Genomic DNA, 14,591 nt, shown 5'->3' with positions numbered 1-14,591 from the left:
CATCAGGGCGTGAAATACTGCCTTCGCAAGCAAGCTTGCTCCCACAGGGCTATGGCACGAATCTTATCCATAGGGACGGCTTTAGCGGGAGAGCGTCAGGACAGTCACTGCGCCTTCGCAGCCTTCGGCAGTTTCCACAGAGGTTGCATTTTTCAGTCACACCGCTAGTCATTTGTGGGAGCGAGCTTGCTCGCGAAGGGGTCAGCACATCAGGGCCTGAAATACTGCCTTCGCAAGCAAGCTTGCTCCCACAGGGCTATGGCACGAATCTTATCCATAGGGCCGGCTTTAGCGGGAGAGCGTCAGGACAGTCACTGCGCCTTCGCAGCCTTCGGCAGCTCCTGCAGAAAAGCACGCCATCATTACCCTGAGCGTAACGTTCTCGCTCTACGCTTGATTGATGCCACGACCTGTTAGCTCCTAAGGTGCCCCACGACAGCGAAATCGTGGAGTGGACATGACAACAATAACGACCCCCGACGCGCGCTGGTCGCGTCGGCGCAGTGAAAAGCAGCGGCGGCTCGAGCAGGTGCGGCATCTTGCCGATGGTGTGGTGTTGCCGACCGACAATATCGTCGCGGCGCTGGAAGCCTTGATGATGCCCGGCGATCGCGTGGTGCTTGAAGGCAACAACCAGAAGCAGGCGGATTTCCTTTCCCGTGCGCTGGCCAAAGTTGATCCCGCCAAACTGCACGATTTGCACATGATCATGCCCAGCGTCGGTCGCTCCGAGCATCTGGACCTGTTCGAACGCGGCATTGCCCGCAAGCTCGATTTCTCCTTTGCCGGTACGCAAAGCCTGCGCATCAGCCAGCTGCTGGAAGACGGCCTGCTGGAAATCGGCGCCATTCATACCTACATCGAGTTGTATTCACGGCTGGTAGTCGATCTGATCCCCAATGTCGTGCTCTCGGCCGGTTTCATGGCTGACCGGGCAGGTAATATCTACACCGGCCCGAGCACCGAAGACACCCCCGCATTGATCGAGCCTGCCGCTTTCAGCGATGGCATTGTCATCGTTCAGGTTAACCAGTTGGTGGACGACGTCAGTGAGTTGCCTCGGGTCGACATCCCGGCCTCCTGGGTCGATTTCGTCGTGGTGGCCGACAAGCCGTTCTATATCGAACCGTTGTTCACCCGCGACCCGCGCCACATCAAGCCTGTGCATGTGTTAATGGCGATGATGGCGATTCGTGGCATCTACGAAAAACATAATGTGCAGTCGCTCAACCACGGCATCGGTTTCAACACCGCCGCTATCGAATTGATCCTGCCGACCTACGGCGAATCACTCGGCCTCAAAGGCAAGATCTGCCGCAACTGGACACTCAACCCGCACCCGACCCTGATCCCCGCCATCGAAAGCGGTTGGGTCGAAAGCGTGCATTGTTTTGGTACTGAGCTGGGCATGGAGAACTACATCGCCGCTCGGCCGGATGTGTTCTTCACCGGTCGCGATGGTTCACTGCGCTCCAACCGAATGATGTGCCAACTGGCGGGGCAGTACGCCGTGGATTTGTTCATCGGCGCAACCTTGCAGGTGGATGGCGACGGGCATTCTTCAACGGTGACCCGTGGGCGTCTGGCCGGTTTCGGTGGCGCACCGAACATGGGCCACGACCCACGCGGCCGTCGGCATCCAACTCCCGCCTGGCTGGACATGAAACAGCACAGCGGCGATGGCCCGGATGCTTATCTTGAGCGCGGCAAAAAGCTCGTCGTGCAAATGGTCGAGACCTTCCAGGAAGGCGGCAAACCGACGTTCGTGGAAACCCTCGATGCCGTCGAAGTCGCCAGGAAAAGCGGCATGCCGCTGGCGCCGATCATGATCTACGGCGATGACGTCACTCACTTGCTCACCGAAGAAGGCATCGCCTACCTGTACAAGGCCCGCAGCCTGGAAGAACGTCAGGCGATGATTGCCGCCGTGGCTGGCGTGACCGTGATCGGCATGCGCCACAACCCCAAAGACACCGCACGCATGCGCCGCGAAGGGCTGATCGCATTGCCAGAAGACCTGGGGATCCGCCGCACTGACGCCAGCCGCGAACTGCTGGCCGCCAAGAGCATTGCCGATCTGGTTCAGTGGTCCGGCGGCTTGTACAACCCGCCTGCCAAATTCAGGAGCTGGTGATGAGCTCACTCGCACACAACATCCAGTCTGAGAGCTTGTCGTTCGCCGAACGGCTGGCCGACCTCGCCGTGGATGCGCTGATTGATGAGGCGGACCTGTCGCCGAAGCCGGCGTTGGTGGACCGTCGCGGCAGTGGCGCGCACAGCGATTTGCATCTGGGCCTGATGCACGCCTCGGCGTTGTCTTTATGGCCAATGTTCAAGGAAATGGCCGAAGCCGCGATTGAGTTCGCTGATATCGGCCAGCCTTTGCGCGAGGCTTTGGGGCGCATAGGGCGCGACGGTGAAGTGACGATGCTGCGCACCACTGATGGCGTGAACACCCATCGCGGCGCAATCTGGGCCTTGGGCCTGCTGGTCACTGCTGCTGCCCTTGAGCCGGACAATTGCAGCGCTGCACAGTTGACCTTGCGTGCCGCAAAGCTGGCCTTGATCGAGGATCGCCATCTGGTCGCGCAGCTCAGCCATGGTGCGCAAGTGGCCAAGCGTTACGGGGCCATGGGCGCCAAACAGCAGGCGCAGTCGGGATTCCCGGCCGTCATGCAAAAAGGCCTGCCGCAATTGCACCTCAGCCGCACCAACGGCAGTGGCGAACAGAACGCGCGACTGGATGCCTTGCTGGCGATCATGACCAGCCTGGCGGACACCTGCGTGCTGTATCGCTCCGGCCTCGAAGGTCTGAGCGCCATGCAACACGGCGCGCAACGGGTGCTGGACGCTGGCGGCAGCGCAAGCCTGGCCGGTCGGCGTTGCCTGCATGAGCTGGATCAGCAGTTGCTGCAACTCAATGCATCACCTGGCGGCGCCGCCGATTTGCTCGCCGCATGCCTGTTCATCGATAGCCTTGAGCCTGCGCTCGGCTCTGAATCGAGGAGTGTTTGACCATGGAAACCCTGTCTTTTGAATTCCCCGCCGGGCAGCCTCCGCTCGGACGAGCGCTGGTGGGCTGTGTCGGTTCCGGCGATCTGGAAGTGCTGCTTGAGCCCGGCGTACCGGGCAAGTTGTCGATCAACGTCGTGACATCGGTGAACGGTGCGTCTGCACGCTGGCAGCATTTGTTCGAGCGTATGTTCGACGGTCAGACGCCCCCTGCGCTGGCCATCGATATCCATGACTTTGGCGCGACCCCAGGGGTCGTGCGTTTGCGTCTGGAACAAGGTTTCGAGGAGCTCGGTCATGACTGATACCGCCCGCTTGCTCCAGCAACACAGTTTTGTCGAACTCGGCGCTCGTCAGCGTGCGAAAGCGCTGCTGGATGAGGGCAGTTTTCGTGAGCTGATCGGCCCGTTTGACCGTGTCATGTCTCCCTGGCTGATCCAGCAAGGCATCGTTGCCCAAGCCGACGATGGCGTCATCGTCGCTAAAGGCACGGTGGATGGCTTGCCCGTGGTGATCGCTGCCATTGAAGGCGCTTTCCAGGGTGGGAGCATGGGCGAAGTCGGCGGCGCGAAAATGGCCGGCGCGCTGGAACTGGCCGCTGAAGACAACCGCAACGGCATTCCAACCGCCGCCATTCTGCTGCTGGAGACCGGCGGCGTGCGTTTGCAGGAAGCCAACCTTGGCCTGGCCGCGATTGCCGAGATCCACGCAGCGATCGTCGATCTACGTCAGTATCAGCCCGTTGTCGGTGTGGTGGCAGGCAGTGTCGGTTGCTTCGGCGGCATGTCCATCGCGGCGGGCCTGTGCAGCTATTTGCTGGTCACTCAGGAAGCACGCCTTGGCTTGAACGGCCCGCAGGTGATCGAGCAGGAAGCGGGCATCGACGAGTATGACTCCCGAGACCGGCCTTTCATCTGGAGCCTCACCGGCGGCGAACAGCGTTATGCCAGCCATCTGGTGGACGGCTTCGCGGCAGATGACGTACAGGCGATTCGTGAGCAGGTCAGCGGCTGGATCAGCCTCGGTGTGCCGGCGCAGGAGCGCAGCAGTCAGTACGAGCTGTACCTGCACAGGCTGGCGCGGTTGGACACCACTTCGCAAATCGATCCGCAGACCGTGCGCGAGTTGTACAACGACACGACCCAGAAAGGAGCACAGTCATGAATGCTTCCCAGCGTGGTTTGAACTGGTTCAAGGCGCTCAGCACCAACGCGACAGAGGTGGTGGGGCTACCCCATTCGGTCAAGGCGGCGGATGGCGTGCTGGGCAATCAACCGGTGCGTTTTCTGGCGGTGGTGGCTGATGCGGACAACCGCTTCCCCCGCGCCCGTGGCGGTGAAGTCGGTCTGCTGGAAGGTTGGGGTCTGGCCAAGGCCGTGGACTCGGCCATCGAGCTGGATCGAGATAACGAACACAAGCGCGCGCTGATCGCCATCGTGGATGTGCCGAGTCAGGCTTATGGGCGGCGCGAAGAGGCGCTCGGTATACATCAAGCCCTGGCGGGTGCAGTGGACAGTTATGCCCGCGCACGATTGGCTGGCCATCCGGTGATTGGCCTGCTGGTTGGCAAGGCGATGTCCGGGGCGTTTCTCGCGCATGGCTACCAGGCCAATCGGCTGATTGCCCTGCGCGATCCCGGCGTAATGGTGCATGCCATGGGCAAAGAATCGGCGGCCCGCGTTACCTTGCGCAGTGTCGATGAACTGGAAAAGCTCGCCGCCAGCATCCCGCCCATGGCTTACGACATCGAAAACTACGCCAGCTTGGGTTTGCTCTGGGAAACCCTGTCGGTGAGCCAGATCGAGCAGCCCTCTAGCTCGGACATCAGCCACGTTCAGGATGTGTTGAACAATGCCATCCAGGACGTGCATGTCACTGGTTTTGACCTGCGTAGCCGACTCGGCGCGAGCAATCGTCAGGCCTCGTTGAAAGTCCGCGATCTGCTGCGGGCTCAGTGGTAAATGAACACTGACCTGACGGTGCTGCCCCACGATTTGTTGTGGGGCATGCCTGTGTCCGCGTTGCCTGCCGATGCGCCAGGCTGGGTGATTGAGGCCGTAAGCCTTGAGCATCCGGTGGTGGTGCGTCGTTCGCTGGCGCCACGAGCCCTTGTCGCCGTTGGGATTCGTGGTCCGCGACGCGAGCAGCGGTTTGCGGCACTGATGCCGCGAGCCGCTATTGAGCGTTGCGTACGCCCAGAGCAGTTGACTCATTTTCAGGGCCAGCAGGATTGGCCGGCCCTACAGGCGCTAAATGATGTTCGGCCCTTGATGGATCTGCTGGGCCTGACCTGGGGCGTGAGCGGCAGCGCTGGTTTCGAACTGGCCAGCGGTGTGTCGGCCCTGCATCAGAACAGCGATCTGGATTTGATTGTGCGTACACCGCGCTTCGTCAGCCGTGATTGGGCTGCTGAGTGGGTGAAGGTTCTGGATCGCGCCGTGTGCCGCATTGATGTGCAATTACAAACGCCTTTCGGCGCCCTGGCACTGCGCGAGTGGGCCGGAGCTTCGCGTCAGGTCTTGCTCAAGAGTGAGCGCGGTGCCTGGTTGGTCGAGCAGCCGTGGCAACTCGCCGAGGCCTGCGCATGAGCAGCTTCTGGGTGTTCCCCGGCCAGGGCGCGCAGCAGCCGGGCATGTTGCGCCAATTGGCAGATGAACCGTCGATCCGCGACTGCTTGAGCGAAGCCAGTGATGTCTTGGGCGAGGACGTTTTGCTGCTGGATTCAGCCCAGGCGTTGCAATCCACCCGCGCGGTTCAGCTGTGTTTGTTGATCGCCGGTGTGGCCACTGCGGGCTTGCTGCGCGAGCGCGGTTGCACGGCGGATCTCGTCGCGGGGTTGTCTATCGGGGCTTATCCGGCGGCGGTTATTGCCGGTTCGCTGGCCTTTGGTGACGCAGTGCGGCTGGTGGCCTTGCGCGGGGAGTTGATGCAGAACGCGTATCCCGAAGGCTACGGCATGACGGCGATTGTCGGGCTGGATCAGGTCGCAGTCGAGGCGCTGGTTGCTCAGGTTCACAGCCCTGCGACACCGGTGTTTCTCGCCAATATCAATGCCGAGAATCAGTTCGTGATCGCTGGCAGCGTCGCGGCCATGGCTGAAGCTGCACGCCTGGCCAAAGCCGCTGGCGCGGCCACGGTCAAGCGTCTGGCGGTGAGTGTGCCGTCCCATTGCGCGCTGCTTGAACAACCCGCGAAAACCCTGGCCGCCGCTTTTGCCAATGTGCCGCTGCAATCACCCGTGGTGCGTTATCTGAGCGGCAGCACGGCACGGCCGATGCTCAGTGCTGACAAGCTGCGCGATGACTTGGCGTTCAACATGTGCCGGGTGATCGATTGGCGCAGCACGCTGCAGACCGCCTACGAGCGTGGTGCTCGTCTGCACATCGAGTTCCCGCCGGGCACTGTGTTGACCGGGCTGGCGCGCAAGGTATTCGAACAAGGCACGGTCGTCGCGTTTCAAGGTGCTCGGCTGGACAGTCTTATCGCCCTGTCGCGTGAGGAGGGAAGCCGCACCCTATAGAGCCCACTGCTGTTTCGAAGGACCGTTTGGAAGAACAGTTTCTAACAACAAGAACAACAACTTCGTAAAGCAAACTGAGGAATAACAATAATGATTATCTACGGTGTGGCGTTTCTCGCTTTTTGTACTTTGACCGGTGTTTTCATCGGTGAACTGCTGGGCAAACTGATCGGCGTGCCCGCCAACGTCGGCGGGGTCGGTATCGCAATGCTGCTGCTGATCGGGTTGGGCAGCTATCTCGGCAAACGCGGCCTTTTCGATAGCACCTCCGCCAAGGGTGTCGAGTTCTGGAGCGCGATCTATATCCCTATCGTGGTCGCCATGGCCGCGCAGCAAAACGTATATGGAGCTCTGAAGGGCGGGCCGATGGCGATTCTCGCGGGCACGCTGGCCGTGGTCATTGCATTCGCGCTGGTGCCTGTGTTGACCCGAATGGGTAATAAACCCGAGGAAAGTCAGCCCTCCGTTCCCACCAAGACAGTAGGGTGAATGCCATGTACGACGCGATGATAAAAACCATCACTGGATACGGTCTGATCAGCGGCTTTGCCATTGTCGGCATCACTATGTGGGTTGCCTACTGGATCTCTAATACGTTCACCAAAGGACGTCTGCACGGCTCGGCTATCGCCATTCTGCTGGGCCTGTTGTTGTCCTATGTCGGCGGCGCAGTGACGGGGGGCAGCAAAGGTGTTGTGGATATCCCGCTGCTGGCTGGCATCGGTTTGCTGGGGGGCGCGATGTTGCGCGACTTCGCCATCGTTGCGACTGCTTTTGGCGTCAGCGTCGAAGAGCTCAAGCGTGCCGGGTATGTGGGCGTGTTTTCGCTGTTTGTCGGCGTCGGGACGTCGTTTATTGCCGGTGTCGGCGTGGCGATGGCCTTCGGTTACACCGACGCGGTCAGTCTGACGACGATTGGTGCTGGCGCCGTAACCTACATCGTCGGGCCGGTCACCGGAGCGGCGATCGGTGCAAGTTCGGAAGTCATGGCGCTGTCGATTGCCGCAGGGCTGATCAAGGCGATTCTGGTCATGGTCATGACGCCGTTTGTGGCACCGTTCATTGGCCTGAACAATCCCCGTAGCGCTGTGATCTTCGGCGGTTTGATGGGCACCTCAAGCGGGGTAGCCGGTGGGCTGGCCGCGACTGACCCGAAACTGGTGCCTTATGGTTGCCTGACGGCGGCGTTTTACACGGCGCTGGGCTGCTTGCTCGGGCCTTCGCTGTTGTTCCTGATCATGCGCGGGATCGTCGGCTAGCTGACAGGCCGGAGCGGTCCTTGGTCGGGGCCGCTCCAGCAAACATCGCCTGACGCTTAAGTTTGATCGGCGGCCAGCCGATTGGAATACATCCGGCATTCCGCGATCAACGCCAAGAGATTCGGGTCCCGTTCCCTGGATTTGAGGAACACCATGCCAATGTGCTGTTGCATGCAGTAGCGCGCCTGGAGCGGGATCAGTTTCACCCGGTTCTCATACACCGCCGCAATGCGCCCCGGCAACAGCGCATAACCCACGCCTGAACTGACCATGCTCAGCAGCGTGAAGATGTCATTCACCTGCATCGCCACCTTCGGTTCGAAACCTGCCTGCTGGAATACCCGCACGCCATCGCGATGGGTGGCGAAGCCTTGGGTCAGAGTGATGAACGTGGCTTCGCGCAGGTCGCTCAGGTCTACTTCGTGGTGCTGCGAAAAGGGCGAATCGGCCGGTGCGGCGAGGAAGATGTCGTCGGAAAACAGCGGCAGGTGTTCACAGTCGGGGTCATTGACGCTCTCATCCAGCGACACCAGGATCGCGTCCACTTCCATGTTTTTGAGCTTGTAGAACAGATCGATATTCGAACCCATGATCAGGTCGATATTGAGCTCGCTACGGCGGATCTTCAGGCCCATGATCAGTTGAGGCACGGTCTTTACCGTCAGCGAATACAACGAACCCAGCCGGAAGCGCGCCGCTGAAAACCCGGCAGCCTGACGAGTCAGCTGAACTGTGGCGAGCACATCCTGAATCAGCTTCTGCGCCCGCTCTTCCAGAACATAGGCGCTTTCCAGTGGCGTCAGGTTGCGGCCTTCGTGCTTGAACAGCGGGCAGCGCAGGGCGCTTTCCAGTGAGTGAATGGCGCGATGCACGCTGACGTTACTGGTATTCAGGTCAGCCGCAGCTTTGGTCAGGTTGCCGGTGCGCATGAACGCGAGGAAAATTTCCAGCTTCTTCAGGGTCAACTCATCGTCGATTTGCATGTCGTGAGGCTTCTTGTTTGAGTGCCTCGATTGTGCACATTTCGACAGCCAGCGGTTGTAATAAAAATCTGTTGGGCTAACGCACTGCTTGCGCTTTACGTCCCTAAGCTAGAGCCTTGCGCTGCGGTTCAGATCTACGAGGTAAGGTACGGATGTATTACGGAGAAAAATTCAACGCCTGGTCGCATCTGGTCGGTGCCATCCTGGCATTTATCGGGGCGATCTGGCTGTTGGTGATGGCCAGCCTGCATGGCGACGTGTGGAAGGTCGTCAGCATGGCGATTTACGGCGTGACCCTGGTGACGTTGTACAGCGCCTCGACGGTGTATCACAGCGTGCGTGGCCGGGCGAAAGTGATCATGCAGAAGGTCGATCACTTTTCGATCTACCTGCTGATTGCTGGCAGCTACACACCGTTCTGCCTGGTGACCCTGCGTGGGCCTTGGGGCTGGACGTTGTTTGGCGTCGTCTGGGGGTTGGCGGTGATCGGGATTTTGCAGGAAATAAAGCCGCGCTCTGAAGCCCGGATCATGTCGATTGTGATCTACGCCGTGATGGGCTGGATCGTGCTGGTCGCCGTCAAACCGCTGATGGCGGCGCTGGGCACGGCAGGCTTTACCTGGCTGGCTGCTGGGGGCGCGTTGTACACCATCGGCATCATCTTCTTCGCCTACGACACACGCTTTCGCCACTGGCACGGCATCTGGCATCTATTCGTGATTGCCGGGAGTCTGCTGCACTTTGTGGCGATTTGTTTTTATGTGTTGTAGTCAATAACAACGCAGACCTGTGGGAGCGAATTCATTCGCGAAAGGGCTGGTACATCCGTTAGGTATTCGTCGTCTGTACCGCCGCATTCGCGAATGAATTCGCTCCCACAGGGTGTACGGTCGGCGCCTCAGGTCATCAACCCTTACGCCAGACACTCGCCAGCCACGGCTGCTGTTCCCTCGGCAATCCAGCAGGACGGTAGTAGTGTTCCAGCTCGACGAAGCCTGCCTCACCCAGCAATTGGCTCCACGAATGCAGGTCGTGATATGAGCCGTAGCGCGGGCCGTTCCAGCCTTCCTGGTTATCGCCTCTGGGGTTGGAACTGAACAGGACGCCGCCGGGTTTCAACGTGGCATGCAGTTGCGCCAGGACCCTCGGCAATTCTTGCTTGGGGATATGAAACAGCACCGCATTGGCGAAGATGCCGTCGAAACGTTCGGCGGGCAGGTCCAGTTCTAGAAAATTCTGCTGCCAGACTTCACAACCGGTCTCGGCACGGGCCATTTCGGCGAATCGCTCCGAACCATCCAGGCCAACCGCCACATGACCCATGGCACTGAAGGTTTTCAGATCCCGGCCCGGCCCGCAGCCGAAATCCAGAATCTGCCACGGCGCCAGGCCTTCGATATGGCGCAGCAGCGCCGCAATGTTCTGGCTGACGTCATGGTCGCGGGTGCCTTCGCGGAAGTCCTCGGCCACCTCGTTGTAGTGGCCAAGGGTGGTGTCGGTGATCTGGGCGAGGTCTTGGGCTTCGAGCTTCATGGCGAGTCTGTTTGAGCAATGAGGCGTCGAATATACCCCACTCAGCGTTTGTTCAGCCCTTTGGCCAGACGATTGCGCTCAGACGAGCCTCAGTCGTAGGGCCTGCGCGGCCTTTATGGCGTGGTCATCGTCCGATGAAGATTCGTCGTTGAGGTGTTCGTCGAGTAGATCAGGCAGGTGCCGATCAGCACTGCAAAAATGCACAGTTTTACGCGTTTTCGAAAGTTCATGAGTACTGCCCTCGCCTGTGAGAACTTGCTCATTAAGCGTAGGCGCAGGAATGGCTGAGCCTTAGGCGGCGGCTGTAGTTATATAGGTAAAACCTTGTAGGAAGTTTCTTGTGTATACGCTCTCTGTGCGGTTGCTCACACTATGGCCCCGCAGTTGGTGCGCGAAGTCATTTTTAACTTCGCGCACCAATGGTTTTTCAAAAAGTGTTCAGTCATACCGCGGACGGTTTTCAAGTGTGCTGACACTTACCTCCCTTGAGGGTGCCCAGCGGGAGTTATTGCCGACTCGGTCAATCACGCAATACGTCACTTCCAGTTGCGCTTCATCACCCGCCTCACGGATCAACGTGTCCGGGACCACCAGTTCGATGGGTTTACCGAGGTTCTCTTCGGCCAAGGGTGCGAGATCCATCCGCGCATCGCCCCAACGCAGGGTAATTTCGTCATAAGGCGCCATATTCAAATAGGGTTCGATAGATAGCGGCAAACCATCGGTCATTTGACTGACACTCAGTCCGTTCCGGATAACCGTCTCGGGGAGCGATACCGGTGCCAGCCCCTGATTCTCCTCGTCATTGGGGTTGATCAGCAGGCCGCCCGGCATGTCCAGCTTGACCCTCAGCCTGCGGCTGGCGGAGACGATAGGGCTTCCACCGATTTTCATGAGTCGGTAGTAGGTTTTGACCGTGCCGTTTTGTAGGAAACTTTCTGGCACGCGTAGGACCAAGGTATTACCAACGTCGGACGCTGATAAAAGTTTTGACGCAACGTAACAGCCATCCCAGAACAACTCGATCAGATCACCTTCATCCATCTCAGGGTAGGGATCAATGTGGATCAACAGGTTGGCGGCCGCGCGGATGCCGATACCGTGCTTGTGGGCCTGCGGAACATAAGGCGGGAATAGCTTTTGGCGTTTAGTACGACTGGATGTATCTGTCATATTCGAATGCTCTTTACTGTTGGCTAGCTAACTAATAGTCACGTCAGTGCAAGTAACCGTGATGCGCAATAAGCGATGTGCGATAAGTACCCTAGAGTGTGGAGTTATGGCAAACATTACAAATTGTCGGGAATTAACGGTTGTCACTTTAATAACTAACTAATTTACCGGGGTTTCTTGAGCTAATTGTGTTTGTGTTGGCCTGTCAATGTGCAATTGGGTGGAATTGTGGTCATACAAAAGTATAGGATTTTTCCTACGTTACTTTGGTCGAATTTTGCGCGAAATGGCTTATTGGGTCCTACGTGAAGCAATAAATAGTTGTACTTACTCAGGCACGCGGTTGTGCTTTCCTCGGAAAAAGAAGGGGCGCTGTCTGGCGAGCGGTCCCAGAGTCATCGCAAAACAATGGCTCTGGATTTAGAGGGATTCGATGAATGCATGCGCGGTGGCGCGGTCAATCAACTGATTTTTTCGATCAGTTGATTGATATACAAATGTAAGACCAGCGCAGATAGCGCCAAACGGGGCAGGATATTGGGCGTAGGTTTGTAGGATTAGGCGCGGCTGCGTTCCAGAAATTGCCGAGTCCGTTCTTCCTGTGGGTTGGCAAAGAGGGCCTTGGCTTCCCCTTGCTCGACGATCACCCCTTTATCGATAAAGATCACTCGGTTGGCGACATCCCGAGCAAAGTTCATCTCGTGAGTCACGATCACCATGGTGCGTTTTTCTTCGGCCAGGTCGCGAATAGTGTTCAGCACCTCGCCCACCAACTCGGGGTCCAGCGCGGAAGTGGGCTCATCGAAGAGGATCACTTCTGGTTCCATTGCCAGAGCCCGGGCAATGGCCACGCGTTGCTGCTGACCACCCGACAGACGTCGCGGGTAGGCGTCTTCCTTGCCCGCCAAACCTACTTTGGCCAGCAACTGACGACCCAACTCGACCGCCCGCTCGCGCGGCATCTTCTTGACCACAATCGGGCCTTCGATGACGTTTTCCAGAGCAGTGCGATGGGGGAATAGATTGAAGTTCTGAAATACAAAACCGACGTGTTGACGCAGCTGTCGGATCAGACCTTGCTGTTTGCTCAGCGGACGGCTGCCATCGATGGCGATATCGCCCACGATGATTTTGCCGCTGGTGGGCTCTTCGAGAAAGTTCAGGCAGCGCAGCAGGGTGGTTTTCCCCGAGCCGCTAGGGCCGATGATCGCGACCACTTCGCCGGCTTCAACCCGCAGGTCGATGCCTTTCAGCACTTGTTGGCCCTTGAATTCCTTGGTCAGCTTTTCAACCACAATCATGTGTCAGGACTCCAGATCATGGCGGTTGACCCGTGCTTCAAGGCGGTTCTGCAAATGCGAAAGCGCAGTGGCAAGGATCCAGTAAATCAAGGCAGCGGCCAGATACATGGTGAAAATTTCGAAGGTTCGGGCGGTAATCAATTGAGCCTGTCGGAACAGCTCCGGGACCTGAATAGTGGCGGCCAGTGCAGTGTCTTTGACCAGCGAAATGAAGCTGTTCCCCAGCGGCGGCAAGGCGGTGCGTGCAGCCTGGGGAAGAATCGCGCGGCGCATGGCCTGTCCGCGAGTCATGCCAATGCTGGCAGCGGCTTCCCACTGGCCACGCTCAACCGAACCGATGGCCGCGCGCAGAATCTCGCAGGCGTAAGCGGCCATGTTCAGGGAAAAACCGATCAGCGCGGCGGGCAGTGGATCCAGCTCGATGCCAAGTTCTGGCAAACCGTAATAGATCATGAACAGCTGAACCAGCAGCGGCGTCCCGCGAAAGAACGACACATACGCCCGAGCGATACCGCGCACCAGCATGAAGCGCGACAGGCGCATGAGCGCCAGCCCGAAGCCCAGCAGCAGGCCGAAAAACATGCCGCCCAGGCTCAGGAACACCGTGTAGTACGCGCCCTTTATAAGGAAGGGCGCGGAGTCCAGCGCAAGCTTGAGACCCTCTTCAATCATTTGGTCACGTCAGCTTTGAAGTACTTTTGCGACAACTTGGCGAGGGTGCCATCAGCGCGCAGCTTGTCGATGGCCTTGTTGATCGCATCAAGCAACTCAGGCTCGCCTTTGCGCAGGGCAATGCCGCTTTCCTGGCGAGAGAACGGTTCGCCGCTAACGGCCAGAGTGTCTTTGGTTTTGCTGACCATTTCCAGCGCAGCCAGACGGTCGACGAGGATAGCGTCGATACGGCCTACACGCAGGTCCTGGAACTTGGTTGGGTCATCATCGTAAGTTTTGACGATGGCGCCAGGGACGTTTTCCTTCAGCCATTGCTCATAGTTCGTACCCAGACCTACACCGACTTTGGCGCCTTTGAGGTCGGCCGCAGTCTTGAACTTGTCAGCGTCTTTCTTCTGCACCAGCGCCTGAATACCGGAGATGGTGTAAGGCTGGGAGAAGTCGTACTTCTTTTTGCGTTCTTCTGAAATGGTCACCTGGTTGATCACCACGTCCAGACGCTTGGATTCCAGCGCAGCGAGGATCCCAGCCCAAGGGGTCGACGTGAGCTTGACCTTCACGCCCAGTTCTTTAGCCAGGGCTTCGGAGAACTCGACTTCAAAGCCTGACAGCTTGCCGCTTTCATCCACGAAGCTGAATGGCGGGTAAGTGCCTTCAAGGCCGACATTGATGGTGCCGCTGTCTTTGATCTTTTGCAGCTGCTCGCCCGCGAAGGCTTGGCCTAGCAGGCTGCTACCAAGCACCAGGCCCAGTGTGGAAGCCAGAACGGTACGGCGAATAGCGGAAGTAAACATGATTAGCCCCAAGGATATTGTTTGAGTGACAGGCAAAAATCGGACCCGACGAACGCTACTGGTACTGCGCAAGTTTATCCAGTGTTTTCAGTCGTCTGAGCGTGGAGTGCGATTGCTGGCGGCGATCATAGGAGGTGTTGTTGATGAGTAAAAATAACTAAAACCGACATGTTTATTCTTTAATGGAATATAAAAGCCGTAGCAGCCACCGGTGATCTTCTGTGGGAGCGAGGCTTGCTCGCGAAGAACGATAACGCGGTGGTTCAGGCATACCGCGGTGACTCATTCGCGGGCAAGCCACGCTCCCACAAGAGTGATCTCAATATTGGCGCAACGACGTGGGA

16 protein-coding genes are annotated in these 14,591 nt (G+C 58.5%); 10 read left to right on the top strand and 6 right to left on the bottom strand.

Going from position 1 to position 14,591, the window contains the following annotated elements; genetic code table 11:
- Window positions 1–457: 457 nt before the first annotated feature.
- The 9 genes from mdcA to madM all read left to right on the top strand — a co-directional run bounded on the left by mdcA (window position 458) and on the right by madM (window position 7,791).
- Window positions 458–2,134 carry a malonate decarboxylase subunit alpha gene (gene mdcA, locus IV01_RS03795; RefSeq protein ID WP_032631002.1) on the top strand — a complete coding sequence of 559 codons (1,677 nt, stop codon included), beginning with the start codon at window positions 458–460 and terminating at the stop codon, window positions 2,132–2,134.
- Window positions 2,134–3,015: a triphosphoribosyl-dephospho-CoA synthase gene (locus IV01_RS03800; RefSeq protein ID WP_032631001.1), complete on the top strand. Its 882-nt coding sequence runs from the start codon at window positions 2,134–2,136 to the stop codon at window positions 3,013–3,015. The genes mdcA and IV01_RS03800 overlap by 1 nt, the downstream gene beginning before the upstream one ends.
- Window positions 3,016–3,017: 2 nt before the next feature.
- Window positions 3,018–3,317 carry a malonate decarboxylase subunit delta gene (locus tag IV01_RS03805; protein ID WP_032631000.1) on the top strand — a complete coding sequence of 100 codons (300 nt, stop codon included), beginning with the start codon at window positions 3,018–3,020 and terminating at the stop codon, window positions 3,315–3,317.
- The gene (locus IV01_RS03810; RefSeq protein WP_032630999.1) at window positions 3,310–4,176 is read left to right on the top strand and encodes a biotin-independent malonate decarboxylase subunit beta; all 867 of its coding nucleotides are present in this window, start codon (window positions 3,310–3,312) and stop codon (window positions 4,174–4,176) included. Before IV01_RS03805 ends, IV01_RS03810 begins: the two co-directional genes overlap by 8 nt.
- Window positions 4,173–4,973 carry a biotin-independent malonate decarboxylase subunit gamma gene (gene mdcE / locus IV01_RS03815; protein WP_032630997.1) on the top strand — a complete coding sequence of 267 codons (801 nt, stop codon included), beginning with the start codon at window positions 4,173–4,175 and terminating at the stop codon, window positions 4,971–4,973. Before IV01_RS03810 ends, mdcE begins: the two co-directional genes overlap by 4 nt.
- Window positions 4,974–5,600, top strand: a complete 627-nt coding sequence (locus tag IV01_RS03820) for a malonate decarboxylase holo-ACP synthase (RefSeq protein WP_032630996.1) — start codon at window positions 4,974–4,976, stop codon at window positions 5,598–5,600.
- Complete coding sequence (gene mdcH / locus IV01_RS03825; RefSeq protein ID WP_032630995.1) at window positions 5,597–6,532, top strand: malonate decarboxylase subunit epsilon; 936 nt, start codon at window positions 5,597–5,599, stop codon at window positions 6,530–6,532. The genes IV01_RS03820 and mdcH overlap by 4 nt, the downstream gene beginning before the upstream one ends.
- A gap of 90 nt (window positions 6,533–6,622) precedes the next feature.
- On the top strand, window positions 6,623–7,021 hold the full coding sequence (gene madL, locus IV01_RS03830) for a malonate transporter subunit MadL (protein ID WP_032630993.1): 399 nt from the start codon (window positions 6,623–6,625) through the stop codon (window positions 7,019–7,021).
- Window positions 7,022–7,026: 5 nt separating this feature from the next.
- Complete coding sequence (gene madM, locus IV01_RS03835; protein WP_032631005.1) at window positions 7,027–7,791, top strand: malonate transporter subunit MadM; 765 nt, start codon at window positions 7,027–7,029, stop codon at window positions 7,789–7,791.
- A gap of 56 nt (window positions 7,792–7,847) precedes the next feature.
- Here the strand turns inward: madM and IV01_RS03840 are convergent, their stop codons facing one another.
- Window positions 7,848–8,774 carry a LysR substrate-binding domain-containing protein gene (locus IV01_RS03840; RefSeq protein ID WP_032630992.1) on the bottom strand — a complete coding sequence of 309 codons (927 nt, stop codon included), beginning with the start codon at window positions 8,772–8,774 and terminating at the stop codon, window positions 7,848–7,850.
- A 152-nt stretch (window positions 8,775–8,926) separates the two neighbouring features.
- Between IV01_RS03840 and trhA the strand changes: the two genes are divergently transcribed.
- Entirely contained in the window at window positions 8,927–9,544 is a 618-nt protein-coding gene (trhA, locus tag IV01_RS03845) for a PAQR family membrane homeostasis protein TrhA (RefSeq protein ID WP_032630990.1), read from the top strand.
- A gap of 136 nt (window positions 9,545–9,680) precedes the next feature.
- Here trhA and IV01_RS03850 read toward each other — a convergent pair whose 3' ends face one another.
- The 5 genes from IV01_RS03850 to tcyJ form a co-directional block, all read right to left on the bottom strand.
- Window positions 9,681–10,307: a class I SAM-dependent methyltransferase gene (locus tag IV01_RS03850; RefSeq protein ID WP_032630989.1), complete on the bottom strand. Its 627-nt coding sequence runs from the start codon at window positions 10,305–10,307 to the stop codon at window positions 9,681–9,683.
- A gap of 438 nt (window positions 10,308–10,745) precedes the next feature.
- Window positions 10,746–11,480: a hypothetical protein gene (locus IV01_RS03855; RefSeq protein WP_032630988.1), complete on the bottom strand. Its 735-nt coding sequence runs from the start codon at window positions 11,478–11,480 to the stop codon at window positions 10,746–10,748.
- Between the two features lie 557 nt (window positions 11,481–12,037).
- Complete coding sequence (gene tcyN, locus IV01_RS03860; protein WP_032630987.1) at window positions 12,038–12,781, bottom strand: L-cystine ABC transporter ATP-binding protein TcyN; 744 nt, start codon at window positions 12,779–12,781, stop codon at window positions 12,038–12,040.
- Between the two features lie 3 nt (window positions 12,782–12,784).
- Entirely contained in the window at window positions 12,785–13,453 is a 669-nt protein-coding gene (gene tcyL / locus IV01_RS03865; RefSeq protein ID WP_080290393.1) for a cystine ABC transporter permease, read from the bottom strand.
- Window positions 13,450–14,247: a cystine ABC transporter substrate-binding protein gene (tcyJ, locus tag IV01_RS03870; RefSeq protein ID WP_032630985.1), complete on the bottom strand. Its 798-nt coding sequence runs from the start codon at window positions 14,245–14,247 to the stop codon at window positions 13,450–13,452. Before tcyJ ends, tcyL begins: the two co-directional genes overlap by 4 nt.
- Between the last annotated feature and the right edge of the window lie 344 nt (window positions 14,248–14,591).

This window comes from Pseudomonas syringae (assembly GCF_000737245.1).
GTDB lineage: Bacteria > Pseudomonadota > Gammaproteobacteria > Pseudomonadales > Pseudomonadaceae > Aquipseudomonas > Aquipseudomonas syringae_J.
Note: the sequence above shows the minus strand (reverse complement) of the source record. Positions and strands in the feature narration are given on the sequence as shown.